This window comes from Flavobacterium petrolei (genome assembly GCF_003314435.2).
Lineage (GTDB): Bacteria > Bacteroidota > Bacteroidia > Flavobacteriales > Flavobacteriaceae > Flavobacterium > Flavobacterium petrolei.
Genome location: NZ_QNVY02000006.1, coordinates 66,734 through 82,090, shown reverse-complemented (window position 1 = coordinate 82,090; position 15,357 = coordinate 66,734). Strand labels below are relative to the sequence as shown.

At 35.6% G+C, this 15,357-nt stretch carries 17 protein-coding genes and 1 tRNA gene; 8 read left to right on the top strand and 10 right to left on the bottom strand.

Translation table 11 applies throughout. The features are described from left to right. Positions 1 to 9 precede the first annotated feature (9 nt). From DR871_RS14795 to DR871_RS14780, 4 genes are all read right to left on the bottom strand, one after another. Positions 10 to 468, bottom strand: coding sequence for a YHS domain-containing (seleno)protein (locus DR871_RS14795; protein WP_113666931.1), 459 nt, complete (start codon positions 466 to 468; stop codon positions 10 to 12). A gap of 2 nt (positions 469 to 470) precedes the next feature. Then, positions 471 to 1,070, bottom strand: coding sequence for a peroxiredoxin-like family protein (locus DR871_RS14790; protein WP_113666930.1), 600 nt, complete (start codon positions 1,068 to 1,070; stop codon positions 471 to 473). Between the two features lie 81 nt (positions 1,071 to 1,151). After that, positions 1,152 to 1,829, bottom strand: a complete 678-nt coding sequence (locus DR871_RS14785; protein WP_113666929.1) for a Crp/Fnr family transcriptional regulator — start codon at positions 1,827 to 1,829, stop codon at positions 1,152 to 1,154. A gap of 86 nt (positions 1,830 to 1,915) precedes the next feature. Further along, complete coding sequence (locus DR871_RS14780; RefSeq protein WP_113666928.1) at positions 1,916 to 3,055, bottom strand: acyl-CoA dehydrogenase family protein; 1,140 nt, start codon at positions 3,053 to 3,055, stop codon at positions 1,916 to 1,918. Positions 3,056 to 3,560: 505 nt separating this feature from the next. On the opposite strand from DR871_RS14780, the gene DR871_RS14775 reads away from it, so the two are divergent. The 4 genes from DR871_RS14775 to DR871_RS16465 all read left to right on the top strand — a co-directional run bounded on the left by DR871_RS14775 (position 3,561) and on the right by DR871_RS16465 (position 6,835). Beyond that, complete coding sequence (locus DR871_RS14775; RefSeq protein WP_317125694.1) at positions 3,561 to 4,199, top strand: chalcone isomerase family protein; 639 nt, start codon at positions 3,561 to 3,563, stop codon at positions 4,197 to 4,199. Between the two features lie 103 nt (positions 4,200 to 4,302). Next, positions 4,303 to 5,529 (top strand): Glu/Leu/Phe/Val dehydrogenase dimerization domain-containing protein, encoded by a 1,227-nt coding sequence (locus DR871_RS14770; protein WP_113666926.1) that lies wholly within the window; start codon positions 4,303 to 4,305, stop codon positions 5,527 to 5,529. Between the two features lie 194 nt (positions 5,530 to 5,723). Further along, on the top strand, positions 5,724 to 6,623 hold the full coding sequence (locus DR871_RS14765; protein WP_113666925.1) for an energy transducer TonB: 900 nt from the start codon (positions 5,724 to 5,726) through the stop codon (positions 6,621 to 6,623). A 44-nt stretch (positions 6,624 to 6,667) separates the two neighbouring features. Continuing rightward, entirely contained in the window at positions 6,668 to 6,835 is a 168-nt protein-coding gene (locus tag DR871_RS16465; protein ID WP_165355348.1) for a hypothetical protein, read from the top strand. A gap of 16 nt (positions 6,836 to 6,851) precedes the next feature. Here the strand turns inward: DR871_RS16465 and DR871_RS14760 are convergent, their stop codons facing one another. Together DR871_RS14760 and DR871_RS14755 are read right to left on the bottom strand one after the other, a co-directional pair. Continuing rightward, a complete protein-coding gene (locus DR871_RS14760; RefSeq protein ID WP_091173492.1) occupies positions 6,852 to 7,247 on the bottom strand; it encodes an ExbD/TolR family protein in 396 nt (131 codons plus the stop codon). 1 nt (position 7,248) lies between these two features. Beyond that, on the bottom strand, positions 7,249 to 7,944 hold the full coding sequence (locus DR871_RS14755; protein ID WP_091173488.1) for a MotA/TolQ/ExbB proton channel family protein: 696 nt from the start codon (positions 7,942 to 7,944) through the stop codon (positions 7,249 to 7,251). A gap of 129 nt (positions 7,945 to 8,073) precedes the next feature. Between DR871_RS14755 and DR871_RS14750 the strand changes: the two genes are divergently transcribed. Together DR871_RS14750 and DR871_RS14745 are read left to right on the top strand one after the other, a co-directional pair. Next, positions 8,074 to 9,294, top strand: a complete 1,221-nt coding sequence (locus DR871_RS14750; RefSeq protein ID WP_113666924.1) for a bifunctional folylpolyglutamate synthase/dihydrofolate synthase — start codon at positions 8,074 to 8,076, stop codon at positions 9,292 to 9,294. Positions 9,295 to 9,380: 86 nt separating this feature from the next. After that, positions 9,381 to 9,455: transfer RNA gene (locus tag DR871_RS14745), tRNA-Val, on the top strand. Here DR871_RS14745 and DR871_RS14740 read toward each other — a convergent pair. From DR871_RS14740 to mobA, 4 genes are all read right to left on the bottom strand, one after another. Then, entirely contained in the window at positions 9,446 to 10,969 is a 1,524-nt protein-coding gene (locus DR871_RS14740) for a recombinase family protein (protein WP_113666923.1), read from the bottom strand. The genes DR871_RS14745 and DR871_RS14740 overlap by 10 nt on opposite strands. Next, positions 10,953 to 11,108, bottom strand: coding sequence for a hypothetical protein (locus DR871_RS16460; RefSeq protein WP_165355347.1), 156 nt, complete (start codon positions 11,106 to 11,108; stop codon positions 10,953 to 10,955). The genes DR871_RS14740 and DR871_RS16460 overlap by 17 nt, the downstream gene beginning before the upstream one ends. 279 nt (positions 11,109 to 11,387) lie before the next feature. Further along, a complete protein-coding gene (gene mobB / locus DR871_RS14735) occupies positions 11,388 to 12,677 on the bottom strand; it encodes a conjugal transfer protein MobB (RefSeq protein WP_113666922.1) in 1,290 nt (429 codons plus the stop codon). After that, a complete protein-coding gene (gene mobA / locus DR871_RS14730; RefSeq protein ID WP_113666921.1) occupies positions 12,674 to 13,105 on the bottom strand; it encodes a conjugal transfer protein MobA in 432 nt (143 codons plus the stop codon). Before mobA ends, mobB begins: the two co-directional genes overlap by 4 nt. 216 nt (positions 13,106 to 13,321) lie before the next feature. Between mobA and DR871_RS14725 the strand changes: the two genes are divergently transcribed. Both DR871_RS14725 and DR871_RS14720 read left to right on the top strand, forming a co-directional pair. Next, a complete protein-coding gene (locus tag DR871_RS14725) occupies positions 13,322 to 14,011 on the top strand; it encodes a nucleotidyl transferase AbiEii/AbiGii toxin family protein (protein ID WP_113666920.1) in 690 nt (229 codons plus the stop codon). 47 nt (positions 14,012 to 14,058) lie between these two features. Beyond that, positions 14,059 to 14,370 (top strand): DUF6922 domain-containing protein, encoded by a 312-nt coding sequence (locus tag DR871_RS14720; RefSeq protein ID WP_099713498.1) that lies wholly within the window; start codon positions 14,059 to 14,061, stop codon positions 14,368 to 14,370. The last annotated feature ends 987 nt before the right edge of the window (positions 14,371 to 15,357 follow it).

The window sequence follows — 15,357 nt, the reverse complement described above, 5'->3', positions numbered from 1 at the left end:
TCTATTTTTTTATTTAACTATTTTATTCCAGTTTACATCGGCCTTCAACATCAATCCAGATTCATTCTTGTTCCAACTTTTCAATGTATTATTAAAGAAAGCATTGTAAAACAAATACAACTTCCCATTACTAATTTTGAAAGTTTCCGGATTTACAGACACTTTTTCATTAGAGTCGCCCATCGCAAAAGCGCACCAACCACCATACTGAGGTTCAAATTTCGAAGGATTCTTCAAGAAATATTCTTTATTAACTGGCATCGAAAAATAATAAACCACACCTTCATGCGATGTTGTGATTTCTTTTTTCCCTTTGACTGCTTTTCCTTGTTTGAAATAAGCCACAGGATCATATCCTTGAATAGCTACATTTTTCTCAACATTAAAATGAGTTAGACGTTTGCTTTCCTTTTGCGCGAAGCAAGGAATAGTAAACAATATGGTCAAAATAAACAGCAGATTTTTCATGATTATTTTTTTAAAGACTTTGCAACAGCAATCAGCAAATCATTTGAAATTCTATTTTTGAAATTTGGGGCGATGTGTTCAAATTCAATTTCAGCATTTACATTTAAAATAAACACCGCCGGAACAGGCAAAAAAGAATTATTCACACCATCAGAACCTTTAGCTATTGTAGCCTTATAATTTTCTGGAGCTTCAAAAGCAATACCAACTGCTTTCGACAATTCGCCTACACTATCTGACAATAATACATAATTTAATTTTTCTTTATCATCTGTAACTTTCAAGCTTTTTGGAGCATCAGGACTTATAGCGATGATTTGATATCGCAAATCTAATAATTCTTTTTCGGCTTCAGCCAAGGCTGCTAAATGAGCGTTACAATACGGGCACCAACCACCGCGGTAAAAAACTAAAACCGTCCTTTTTTTACTGATTAATTCCAGTAAATCAACATCTGTATTATCTACAGATTTTAAAGTGATTGAAGGAATTTTTTCTCCAATAAGTAATGGAGCAATTTCTATTGCCTGTTTTGGCAAGTCATTTTGAGCATGAACGGATAATCCAATTGCAAATAAAGCCAGACAAATTATTTTTTTCATAATATTACATTTTTGAAGTTGTAAAACTACTATGCTATTTCGAAAACATTTGTCGGCTATGTTACAGTTCCAGTAAAATAATTATAGTTTACGAATATCCGTAATAATAATTTCTTTCCTGCTGTAAACAATAGTTCCATTGGTCTCCATTTCATTGAGCAATTGAGTCGCCGTTTGTCTGGAAGTACATATAATTTGCGCCATATCGTTTTGGGTCAGGTAATTCTCAATAACAACTGTATTTTCAGTCCTTACACCTTCTTTTTCAGCCCAATCTTTTAGGAACTGAAACAATCTGGTTTTGGCATCTTTGGAAATCAGATTAGCATAGCTGTTCTTAATGCGTTTCATCTTTAGACCTACAAACTTGGTGTAAGACAACGCCAGACTTGGATTTCGAAGCAATAAATCTTCAAAATCCGACATTAGAAAACTACAAATAGCCACATCATCTGAAAGTACTTTTGCATATTCATTGGACTGGCCATCAGCTTCCAAAGTCAGCTCTCCAAATAAATCTCCTTTTTGAATAATATCTTTTATAGTTTCGTTTCCGTCTTCATCAATTGCAACAATCTTTATGTTTCCCTTTTTCAGTAAAAAAATTCTTGGTAAATCCGATGAAGAAAAATAGATGATTTCGCCTTTCTGCGCTTTTTTAAAACCAGTAATAATACACAATTGTTTGATTTGTCCAAAACTCAATGTTCTAAATAATTTGTGATCGCGCAAATACCAATATTTTAAATCTTCGTACATAAAAATTTATTTTCGTAAATGTATTAAAAAAACAAAACCCTTTCTAACCGAAATTAGAAAGGGCTTAAACAACTATTTTGTTCTCTTTACGAAATCAATCCTCTTGAAATTACAATTCGTTGTATTTCAGAAGTTCCTTCATAAATTTGTGTGATTTTAGAGTCTCGCATCATACGTTCCACATGATATTCAGCTACGTAACCGTTTCCACCGTGAATTTGAACGGCTTCATTAGCCACTTCTAAAGCGATTTCAGAAGCGTATAATTTTGCCATAGCACCAGAGTGCGCAATGTCTTTACCTTCATCTTTTTCACAAGCCGCCTTCATTACCAATAATTTTGCGGCAGTTACTTTCACATACATATCAGCCAGTTTGAATGCAATGGCTTGATGATTGAAAATTTCTTTTCCAAATGCTTTTCTCTCATGCGAATACTTCAAAGCAATTTCATATGCACCTGTCGCAATTCCTAACGCTTGAGATGCAATTCCAATTCTTCCGCCGTTTAAAACATTCATTGCAAAAGCAAATCCAAATCCATCTTCACCTATTCTATTTTCTTTCGGAACTTTTACATCTGAAAACATTAAAGAATGCGTATCGCTTCCACGAATTCCCATTTTTCTTTCTTTTGGTCCAATGTCAAATCCGGCCCAACCTTTCTCTACGATAAAAGCATTGATTCCTTTATGTCCTTTTTCAATATCAGTTTGAGCAATAACTAAATAAGTGGATGCAGTTGATCCGTTAGTAATCCAGTTTTTTGTACCGTTTAATAAATAATGGTCGCCTTTATCTATTGCTGTTGTTTTTTGAGAAGTAGCGTCACTTCCTGCTTCAGGCTCTGATAAGCAAAAAGCGCCAATCACATCTCCTTTTGCTAGTGGCACTAAATATTTCATTTTTTGCTCTTCATTGCAATATTTTTCAAGACCTGCACAGACCAAAGAGTTGTTTACAGACATGATCACAGCCGCAGAAGCATCAACTTTTGCAATTTCCGTCATAGCCAAAACATAGGAAATACTGTCTAAACCAGATCCACCATATTTAGGATCTACCATCATTCCCATAAAACCTAAATCGGCCATCATTTTCACTTGCTCCGTTGGAAATTTTGAATGTTCATCACGTTCAATAACACCCGGTAATAATTCTGCTATAGCAAAATCTTTAGCGGCCTGCTGAATCATTAAATGCTCTTCGGTTAGATTAAAATCCATATTTTGTTGTAAATTAAATGTTCTTAAATTTGTGGTCAAAAGTAATTATTTAATATCAGATTTCAAACGATTTCGTAAATTTAGCCTATGTTTAACGACAAAATGTAAAGTTGAATAAAAACACAACGAAAACACTCCCTACGGAACACACTTTTTATCTTAATTATTTATTGTAAAATATAAATCCAAAATCTTTCTGCAGTTTATTAAGGTGTTAAACCTAATAGCCTTACAGGTAATTAAATAACTTACGCTACAGTTTGCATTTTTTTTCAGAAAAGATGACCGTCAGTTTCAACATAACAACATTAAACAAAATAACTTATTACTTTAGTCTATTCGACCTTTTTGCAGCCCAAGGTGAAACTAACATGATAAATATTATCAAATGCATAAGAGAACTACTCCTACAAATTAATTTTTATCGTAACTATTTATAAATCAATGTAATGGCATAATAAAATCAAAAAGAGAATTAGACAATCTCTACTTAAAAAAGTATTTTTTGACTTCTAAAAAAATAAATGATAGTTTTGCTAAAATTTATATCAGTTATACTATGAAAAATCTATTATTACTTTTCTTGTTTGTACTATCTGTGCAGGTAAGTCACGTATCCGCACAAAAACAAATTGAAGTTGAAGGAGTTGTTTTACCTAGAACTATTGAGTTCAAACAAAGGCAGTTGATGCTAAACGGTGTTGGCATAAGATCTAAAATGTGGGTTGACGTTTATGTTCAAGCGCTATACCTATCTGAACTTTCACAAGATGCGGAAAGAATTATTGAAAGTAATTCAGAGATGGCAATTAGATTACAAATTACATCATCAATGGTTACTTCAGACAAACTTTCAAAATCCCTTAACAAGGGTTTGGTGAAATCAATTGGTGATGGTAACCTTGCAAACTTCAAATCTCAAATAGCAATGCTTGAATCACTTCTTAATAAGGAAAAAACGGTTAAGGACGATGCTTTTAACCTCATATATAATTCTGCGGATGAATCCCTTTGGGTATTTAAAAATGACCGATATGAAGGAAAAATTCCAGGATTTGAATTCAAAAAATTATTTTTCGGGATTTGGCTTTCTAACAAACCGGTTGATGAAAAACTTAAAAATGACTTATTAGGTAAATCTTGATAGCTTTTTTTGACTAAAACGCATCTGGTAAATAATACCTAAAAAAATCAAATTCGCATTATTCTATTTTTTATATTTGCCAAAATTAAACATATCGCAACAAATGAAAGATTTATTAAAGAAATTCGAAAATAAAGAACCTGAGATAGTTTTCCATTGGAAAGATGCTGAAACGGAAGCTGAAGGATGGACAGTCATCAATTCACTACGTGGTGGTGCTGCCGGTGGTGGAACACGTATGAGAAAAGGGTTGGATATGAATGAAGTTTTGTCTTTGGCAAAAACCATGGAAGTGAAATTTTCGGTTTCTGGACCTGCAATTGGCGGCGCTAAATCTGGAATTAATTTTGACCCAAATGATCCAAGAAAAAAAGGCGTTTTACAACGTTGGTATAAAGCCGTTTCTCCATTATTGAAAAGTTACTACGGAACTGGCGGTGATTTGAATGTAGATGAAATTCACGAAGTGATTCCAATGACGGAAGAGTGTGGTGTTTGGCATCCGCAAGAAGGCGTTTTCAACGGTCACTTCAAACCAACAGAAGCCGACAAAATCAATAGAATTGGACAATTGCGTCAAGGTGTGGTGAAAGTGATTGAAAATCCAAAATTCTCACCTGATGTTTCTAGAAAATATACTGTTGCCGATATGATTACCGGTTATGGCGTTGCCGAAGCCGTACGTAATTATTACACCATTTATGGTGGAGATGTAAAAGGGAAGAAAGCAATTGTACAAGGTTTTGGAAATGTAGGATCGGCTGCTGCATTTTACTTAGCGGAAATGGGTGCTAAAGTAATTGGTATAATCGACAGAGATGGCGGATTAATCAACGAAGAAGGATTCTCTTTTGAAGAAATAAGAGCTTTATTTCTTGCAAAAGACGGAAATAAACTGGTTTCAAAAGATATGATTCCTTTTGAAGAAATCAATCAAAAAATATGGACCATTGGTGCTGAAATATTCACTCCGTGTGCCGCTTCCCGATTGGTAACTCAATCACAAATTGACAGTTTAATTACTAATGGTCTTGAGGTAATTTCTTGTGGCGCAAATGTACCTTTTGCTGATAAGGAAATCTTTTTTGGTCCAATTATGGAAGATGTCGACCACAAAGTAAGTTTAATTCCTGACTTCATTTCTAATTGCGGTATGGCTCGTGTTTTTGCTTACTTTATGGAAAAGAAAGTACAAATGACAGATGAAGCTATTTTTCAAGACACTTCAGAAATTATCAAAAAAGCCATTGAAAAAGCACATGCTTTAAATCCAAGTAAAACAAATATTAGTGCCACTGCTTTCGAAATCGCATTGAAGCAGCTTACTTAAAACAAATAGTATTTATAACTATTTACCGGAACTGGGATTAAGCAGATTTTAAAATCTACTTAATCCCAGTTCTTATTTCTAATTCTAAGTGAAAGCAATATTATTTATATTCCGGTAGTCGCTTTTTACTCTTGACAATTTTTAGTACTTTTCAACGTTTTTTAATAATACACTTTTTAAAATTTAAAATACAAATGAGCTCCACCATTTCATCAGATCAAAAGAAATCATTAGCAATATCCATTGTTTTGTATGCGACAATGTTGTTAATTTTATTTTTCATCCGATTTTGGCCTCCTGCAAACATGGATGAACTTGCCGGTGGCGGAGGAGGCGGTGGCGTTACGGTAAATTTTGGCGATAGCGATTTCGGTTCAGGTGCGAATTATAAAAGTGAAGTTTTGGAAGTAAAAAACCAAACCAGACAAACGCCAGCAAAATCAACTCCAGAGGAAGCTATCTTATCTCAGGAAAACAGCACTGAAGAAAGCGTTGTGATTCCGACGAAAGAAAAAACTAAAAAACCAACAGTCGTTGTAAAAGAAGAAACGAGACCAGTCGTTGTAAAACCTAAAGTTTCTAACAATACAAATGATGCTTTATCCAGCATATTAAAAGGTTCTAATAAAGGTGGCGATGGCGATGACAAAGCAGCCGGAAACAAAGGAAAATCTAACGGAAGCTTAAGTTCTAACGGGTATTACGGAACAGGTGGTTCTGGTGGAGGAACGGGCGGTGGAAATGGTACTGGAACAGGAATAGGAACTGGTAGCGGTTATGGTTCTGGAAGCGGAGGAGGAACCGGAAGCGGTTCTGGCGGAGGCGTTGGATATTCTTTAGGAAACCGAAAAGCATTATCTAAACCTGCACCAAAATATACATGTAATGAACAAGGAAAAGTAGTCGTAGAAGTTTCTGTAGACAGAACCGGAAGAACTGTAAATGCAGTTGCCGGCGTAAAAGGAACTACAAATACTGCAAAATGTTTGTTAGACCAAGCTAGAATTGCTGCGATGAATACCAGATGGGATGCCAGCAGCGATGCACCAGAAAAACAAGTCGGTAAGATTGTTTACAATTTCAATTTGAATTAGAACAATTAGAAACGTCACTTTTTTATTTTCAAGAATACCTCGCAATGACTACTCAAGAATTTGATGTTTTACTAATTTGCGTGAGGGATAGGAGCAAGTACCGAAGTACTGCGGATAGCCCGACCGGAATAGAAAAAGGAGCTGATCAGCATAAAGTTGATCAGCTCCTTTTTCTATTGTGGTCACGCCCAAATAATGCAAATGCTATATAAAAACTAGTAATAACTTTTACTTGGGACTAGTAGCAATCACAAACTTTAGATTGTTCTTCACTCCTATTTGCAGTACGTCAACTAAATCCTGTACTTGTAAATTGAACGGAATACGAACAATAACAGTTTGGTCCTTTGATGAATCCATCTTAGACATCAAGGTTGTTTCCAATTCTTCAAAGGAAACTGCTTGCTTGTCTATGTAGAATTTTTTATCCTCTGTGACAGATAAACTGATGTACTGCTTGTTTGTTTTCTCGTTGGATTGTGCTTTTGGCAACGTCATCTTGATAACATTAGGATTCGCCAATGTTGATATTATCAAGAAAAACAACAACAGGAAAAACATAATATCACTTAATGAAGAAGTCGCGACCTCAGCATGAAATCTTCTTTTTCTTTTTATAGACATATTAAGATCTTTGAATAATATTTACAAATTCAAGTACTTGTTTCTGAATTTTTAAAGCAAAATTATCAATCTTGCCGTTTAATATATGATAGCCGCTGTACGCGATTATACCAACGATTAATCCAGCACCACTACTAATCATTTTCTCGTACAATCCTCCGGAAATATTACCGATACTGATATTTTCAGTAACTGAAATACTATAAAATATTTTGATAACTCCGGAAATAGTTCCAACAAATCCAAGTGTAGGTGCAATTCCTGCAATAAGTCCTAAATGTCCTAAATGCTTTTCCATTTCCCCTATTTCGATATCGGCTGCACGATCCATATTCGATTCGATTTCAACAATAGGTCTTCCAATAACCAGAATTCCTTCTTTGATAATATTCCCTGAAGCGGTACTGTTCCGTTCAGCGATTGATCGCGCCAAATCCAGATTTCCGGAATTGAGATTATCACGAACATCGCGCATCAAAAGAGTATCAATTTTTGATGCTTTACTAATGTATAAATAGCGTTCAATAATCAAGTAAAACGTGTAAAATAATAGAATCCCGATTGGGATAAGCCACACACCACCTTTTAAAAGGAATCCCAAAGTGGATATTTCGGCATTTGGAGCAATTTTTTCAATAACTACGTTTGAAGCAGCGTTGGTAATGGTGTCGGCCTGTAATTGTATAAAACTAAACATATAATATTATTGGATTTTAATCATTAATTCTAAAAATTATTTCAATTTTGCACTAAAGATACTTTTCGATGTACTATTAAACTAAAAAAAACGAAAAATATTTTAAACAACTACTATTTTATTACAAAAATGAACTATCAGGAAACCATAAATTGGATGTTTAACCAACTCCCGATGTACCAACTTCAGGGCGCTTCAGCTTATAAGAAAGATTTAACCAACACGCATTTACTTATAGCCCATCTTGATAATCCACAAGAAAAAATAAAGTGTATTCATGTTGGAGGAACTAACGGGAAAGGATCCACTTCACATATGTTGGCATCCATACTTCAAGAAGCGGGTTATAAAGTTGGATTGTACACTTCACCACATTTAAAGGATTTTCGAGAACGCATAAAAATTAACGGAAAGGATATATCTGAAGAATTTGTTACTGATTTCATCAATGAACACAAAACTTTTTTTGAATCCAATGACATGAGTTTTTTCGAAATGACCGTTGGTTTAGCCTTTGATTATTTCGCCAAAGAAAAAGTAGACATCGCAGTTATTGAAGTGGGAATGGGAGGAAGATTGGACGCCACCAATATCATCACTCCATTAGTTTCGGTGATTACCAATATAGGATTGGATCATACACAATTTTTGGGCAACACGCTTGAAGCTATTGCATTTGAAAAAGCAGGAATTATAAAGCCAAATATTCCCATAATTATTGGCGAATACACTACTGAAACAAAACCTGTCTTTTTGGTTAAAGCCAAAGAATGCAATTCGGAAATTTATTTTGCTGCTGATTTAATTTCAGAAACCTATTCTTCTGACTTAATTGGTGATTATCAAATTCATAATAAAAAAACTGTTTTACAAACTGTCAAAGTTTTAAACGAACAAAATGAATTTAAAATCACTCCGGAGAATATAAAATCAGGTTTATTAAATGTGATGAAAAATACAGGACTTCAAGGAAGATGGCAGCAATTAAGAGAATTTCCAAAAGTTATTTGCGATACTGCACACAACAAAAATGGACTGGAAATTGTATTGAAACAAATCCAGAAAGAAGATTTTGATACTTTACATGTTGTTTTGGGAGTAGTAAATGACAAAGATTTAGATGAAATTCTGCCTTTATTCCCTAAAAAAGCAATTTATTATTTCTGTAAACCAAATATTCCTCGCGGTCTTGATGTTCTAATTTTAAAACAAAAAGCTACCAGTTTCGAACTAAAAGGAGAAGTATACAATTCTGTTTCAGAAGCTTACCAAAAAGCACTAAAAAATGCAGAGATCACTGACTTTATATACATTGGAGGAAGTACATTTGTAGTCGCAGAAATTTTATAATTTTTTTATTTTTTTACTTGCAAATACCAATTCTAGTCGTATATTTGCACACGCAATAACGGAAACGAAAGTAACCAAATTGTTTAGGGCGATTAGCTCAGCTGGTTCAGAGCACCTCGTTTACACCGAGGGGGTCGGGGGTTCGAACCCCTCATCGCCCACTGTGAGGGATTACCGAAAGGTTTTCCCTCTTTTTTTTGTATATAAGACATCCCTTTTCCTCCATTTTACTGGCATTATGAGAAAATATATCTAAAATTGTAGGTGTTCGATATATACCCTCTTGGTAGTATAAGTTACCATTGAACACCATCTTTACAAACTCACGCTTTTGCAAAGTATCTGACCTCGTGTAGACATGTTTGATATCACCCAATAAATCCAGATTACGGTCTAAAATTTCGAAGGCCTTCCCTTGATTTGGGCTAAGTCTTTCTATTGCTGCTGTAATGGTCAATATATGGTCACTGTAGGTTGAATACCATCTTTCGTAGGTATCCTTGTTTATCTCGTCTCTAAACCATTTTTCTTCTACTGCATTTAATAGCTGCTGTACTCCCTCCAGCTCATGTTTTTTGTCTGCTACTTTTTTCTTGTTTGCCTTTACTTCCTGTTCAATTGAGGAGTAACTGCCATCTCTTATCTCTTTAATCTGTCTTTCGGGAACGCTCATGAGATCGCAGACGTTTAAGAATTGCTCATGTGCTTTGATTGCACTTATATTGTTATGTTTTGAATGCTTGCATTTATAATAGTAGAAGTATTTTCCAGATTTACCACGAGAAGGCGCACCAGTAAGCGGAGTTCCACAATGGCATTTTACAACGCCCCGTAGCGGTATTTCATCATCGATAACTACCTTTACTTTATCAACTTTCTTCATTTTGGACTGTACCATTGTCCATGTTGTCTTATCAACTATTGGCTCATGAATGGCTGGAAAAAGACCTCCCGGCAGATCTTTGAACGGCTCAACCCTTACAAGCCCTGCATAAACAGGATTTGCAAGCACACGATCAATAGCCATGTTGCCTTTCCTGTCAAAACCTGATTGATAAGCTATTTCTTTGATTTTATATAACGGCACATCACGCAGATACATATCATAAATTGTTTTGACAATTTTAGCTTCTATCTCATTTACTTCAAGGTGGCGCTGTTTTCCTTCTCCAACCTTGCTGTAGCCGAAAGGTTTTTCTCTAGTAAGGAAGCGACCTTCTTTTGCACGGGCTGTATAGAGTCCGCCACGCACTTTTATACTCCTGTTGATATTGTCTTCTTCAGCTAGCAACAATTGTAAGCCTGCTCGGAAAAAGCTTCCCGGTGTATCATAATCAAAAACGATCCCTTCAGTTACGCTGATAATCTGAATACTGTATTTTTTTTGAAATTGTTTGACCAAACTCATAGCTTCACCAGCATCCCTGCTAAAGCGGTCAAGCTGGTCTACAAGAAGGTAATCTACTGATTTATAATGTTTTGCAATGAATGCCTGTAATTTTATAAAATCTGGACGGTCAAAAGTCTTGGCACTTTTACCCCTGTCAATGAAGGAATCCACCAACTGTATATTATTATATTGCAGGTATTGATCGGTATACAATTCCTGTCTTTCAATCGAGCCGTTACTTTGCCCTAATTGACTAAATCTTAAATATCTAATCGCCCTCTTCATATAATTCTTTCAATGTTAATGATACAATAATTTCAATCATTAAATCTACGAATTTTTGTTCTTTTTCCCGTTCTATATCTTCATAATTTTTTAAGATATATTCTTCTACATCAGTCTGTTTGATAAATTCCTGTTTCATTTTGTACCTCCTTTGCCTTTTGTTAAAACAATATTTTTTAATGAGCCAATGAATTTAACCCATCTGACAGCTTAGGAGTAATTACAGTCTCACCTAGGAACTCTTTGGCTGCATTAGTCTCAAAGCAATATTAGAAACAGTTGTAAAAAAACAAAGACAATCCCTCCTTATCGTCGGGACAGTCTTTGTTTTTAAAAAGAGTTGGTACAGCCAATTTGATGAATCACTCCTTTGTCGTGAATCAACAAAAAGGCTGGCGATTAAAATTGATAGTATGCACTATCTTTTTTTGCGTCTGGCTTTCTTTTTCGTTTGGTTGGCAAATAATTCTTCATCATAGTCTTCTGCTTTTCCAATGGATAATAACCCTCCAAAGACTTCAATAAGGTTATTTTCTTCGTGGCTATAGGACATATTTTCCTTAACCAAAAAGTCAAACAGCTTGTGTGATTGTTTGACATCTTCATTTATAGTCGTATTGTTCTTTGAAACACCATTTCCCTGTACAGGCTGCTCTATTTTAGTGCCATTATTCCACCAGTCATTGAAAACGTTAGCCGAAAGGTTTTTGCCTAATTGCGAACCATTCCACACGGATTTTGAACTATGATCAACAAAGGTTATTCCATAAACTCTGCCTTGCGTATTTCGTCTTACAACGGTATTAATACCTCGTTCCAACAACCGTTTTTTGAATTCTTTTTCATCCGATGCCGTCTGCAAGCACATCTCAATGGTTGTCTTAAGCAAAGGTTTGGATGGCTCATTTTTCAATAATTCTCTGGAATTCCCATAGTGTTGTTGAAGATTAACATATCCTGCCTGTTTACCGAACAACGAAGCCTTAAAAGGATTGCTTGCTTTTTCTCCCTTTTCATTTAATGCAAAATATACCAGTCCTTGTTTTGGGATTCCATTAAATTCACCCTTGACTTCTTCGGCTGTAATATTGAAAAGGGAAAGCAGGGCATTGTAGGTGCCGAAACCCTCAAATTTGTAATACTTTGGCAAATTACGGATTACCGAAGCCATCTGGCTCTTTATGTCACCAGCCTTATAATCAACGGGTTTGAATATTTGATTTTGTGGATTTTGCTTTTTCTCGATAGCCGATATCAAGCAGAATTGTTTTTCCAATTCCCGACAGACATCCATCGAACGCCTTTTTTCAAATTTATCCGATATTTTCCTGCCATTTTCATCCACACAAACTGATACGATATGAATATGGGTACGCTCAAGATCAGTATGTTTGAATACCACAAAAGACTGTTCAGCGTAACCCATTTTCTGCATATACTTTTGCGCCAGCTTTTCAAATTGTTCATCACTTACTTTATCCTTCGGATCAGGATTGAGAGAGATATGTAATATTGGTTTTTCAGTCTTTCGATTGGCCAGCAGGTACGGTTCAAATGAACGCAACAGTTGACTAGTGGCGTAAATGCCATCAGGAGTTTCAATTATCTTATTGGTATACAAAACCTGCCCATTTTCCTTTTCCACTTTGAGTTGATTGTATGCCAATGCGCCATACAGATTGTTTCCTCTTCCTATCTTAGCTATCATTTTTTCAGGTGTTTTGCTTCAAAATCTTCAGTTAGTAGAATGATTTTTTGGCACAATACCGCCATTTCTGCTGTCTGTTTTTCCAATTTATAGAGATAGGCTGCGGCTTTCTTTTCGGAAAAATTGCGGTACAGTATTTTTACCACTTGGTTATAATTGGTTCCTACAGCCCTGAACTGTCCGAATAGGGTAGTCAGGCGCATATAGTAATCCATGGTTGCCTTGTCAACCGTTACGTTCGTAATTGCTTTTTGGAAAATACATGCCGTAATAAAATGTGCCATAACATCCATGCGTGAAGCTTCGTAGAGAGAAAGGAATCGTGCATTTTCCTCAGCACTAAGGCTTATAGAATAGCGGTGAACGGCGGGATCTTTCTTGGGATGCCTGCCTCCTTTATGCGGGGTGGTTTTGCCGTTGCTTTCCATTACCGTTATTACTGGTTTCGTTTAAACAATTTAAAAACCAATATACTTTATCATTAGTAATGACCTCTGGATATTGGAGAATATGGAAGCATTTGGCTTACTATTTCCGCATGTTGATTTTCGCCTTAAGGACAACTTCCGTCAAACAAAGCCACGACAGGACCCTTTCTAAGAGTGCCTCGCTTTCGGGATTAATTTCATGAGAAACGTGAAATTATGCTCTACAAAGAAACAGTTAGCAAGGAGATGTGGGAACTTCTCCAAAGGCTTATGAAAGATGAAAAATTGAAAGACTATATATTGGTCGGCGGTACGGCGTTAGCCTTACGACTGGGACATCGCTTATCAGTGGATCTAGATCTTTTTACAACAAAAACTTTTAATTCGCAGATGATGCTCAAATATCTGCATGACACTTACGATGTAAATGAAAAGGAAAGCCAGTTCTTCCCGAACACTGTTCTTACCTACATCGATGATATAAAAGTCGATATTGTTACACACAATTACCCTCTTCTGAATTCCGTGGAAACAGCTGAAGGAGTCCGCATGATTTCCAATGAAGATATTGGAGCAATGAAACTCCATGCGATTCATCAGAGCGGAGACAGGTACAAGGATTTTGTTGACATGTACTTTATGCTTGAACGAGAACCATTAAAGTTCTACCTACAAGCCTATCAGAGAAAATACGATAAGGATCCCTACTGGGCTTCCATAGGTCTGAATACATATGACAAGATTAGTACCTTTGAAGGTATAGATATGCTGAAAGAAAAAGAGCAAAACTGGAAAATTATCCAAAAACGGCTGGAACTGGCAGTAAAAAATCCTTTGTATAAATTTAAATCAGAAAGCCAGGATTTACCGATTAATCCCAACAAAAATAGAGGATTTTGCAGGTAATTAAGCAAAAAATACTTATATTTGATACTACACCAATTAAAAAAACAATGAAGCCATTAACCAAACATATACCTAATCTTCACCCTAAATTCTTCTGGGATTTTAGATTCGACAGTATAGACTGGGATGGAGGATATAAAATGGTAATTGCCCGTATTGTTGAGCGTGGAGGTCAGGATCAAATTGACGAAATCGTCCGTTTTTATGGTCGTGAAAAAGTAATTACTTCTATCCGTGACGAGATTTTCTTTCTTCCCAACTATGCCATTGAGAATGCTCTTAAATTCTTTCCCGAACTCAAAAAGGAAGAGATGTATTGCTATCTGAACCGCAAAGACAAACCCTATCACTGGATTTAGTGAATACCTAAATCCCTAAACGGGTTTTTCTTGGTTTATTTAATTCCTCATCTTTGCTTTGTTCAGTCTCTTTGGACGGGTTGGACTTTATATTTTACTCAAAGAAATATTAAAAAGAAAACCAAGGTAGGACGTGCTGGATGAGCCTGTCCAAAAGACTACGGCATAATGGTTAGCTCGTGCCTCACAAACCACCCTTCGGGACTTATTCCGTTTCCTTTTGTCCTGTCTGCATCCCGTCCTTTGAAATTGCTTTCTTTTTCTTTTTTCCGATTTTCGGTTTTCTTTGGAAAAGATATTTTTATTGGTATTGTGAGGTTCAATTATCTTTTCAAGGTTTGTCTGAAATAAAATCGCAAAGTTTCCGGAAAAACCATAAAAGCATTTTTACATTTTATGCTTTTAAAAACACTTATGCAAATAGGCAAATACCTGCAGGCTTGCACATCTGAATACCTGCATACTTGCATCCCTGCATACTTGCATGCTTACATTACTGTATACTTGAATGCCTGCATTTCCTCACGCTTGCTTACTTGCATCCCTGCATACTTGTATACTTGAATGCCTGCATTTCGTTATGCTTGCTTACTTGCATCCCTGCATACTTGAGCCTTTTCTTGAAAGAAAATATTTTAAGATACAACTCAATTATTGCATCATATATCTCTCCGCAGTCTGCTGGCTTAAACAATAACACTGCCATATGAGAAGGATCCGATTTATTTAGATATATCTTTAAAATAAATTACTTTATAACCATTACAATAAAAAAAGGGCCTCAAGCCCTTTCCATCAAAACCATATCCAATAATATTTTCGCAGGAAAATAGCAAGTTGTGTTTTGAGCTGCTTGAAATACTTTCCGCAGCTCAAAACCACTTGCCCTTGCAAGGGGCTGGAAAATGCCTCCAAAGTCGGCGTTTTATTAAAATTCTAAATGGATTTACGTTTAACGAATAAGTGCATTTTTTTCAAACTGCACTT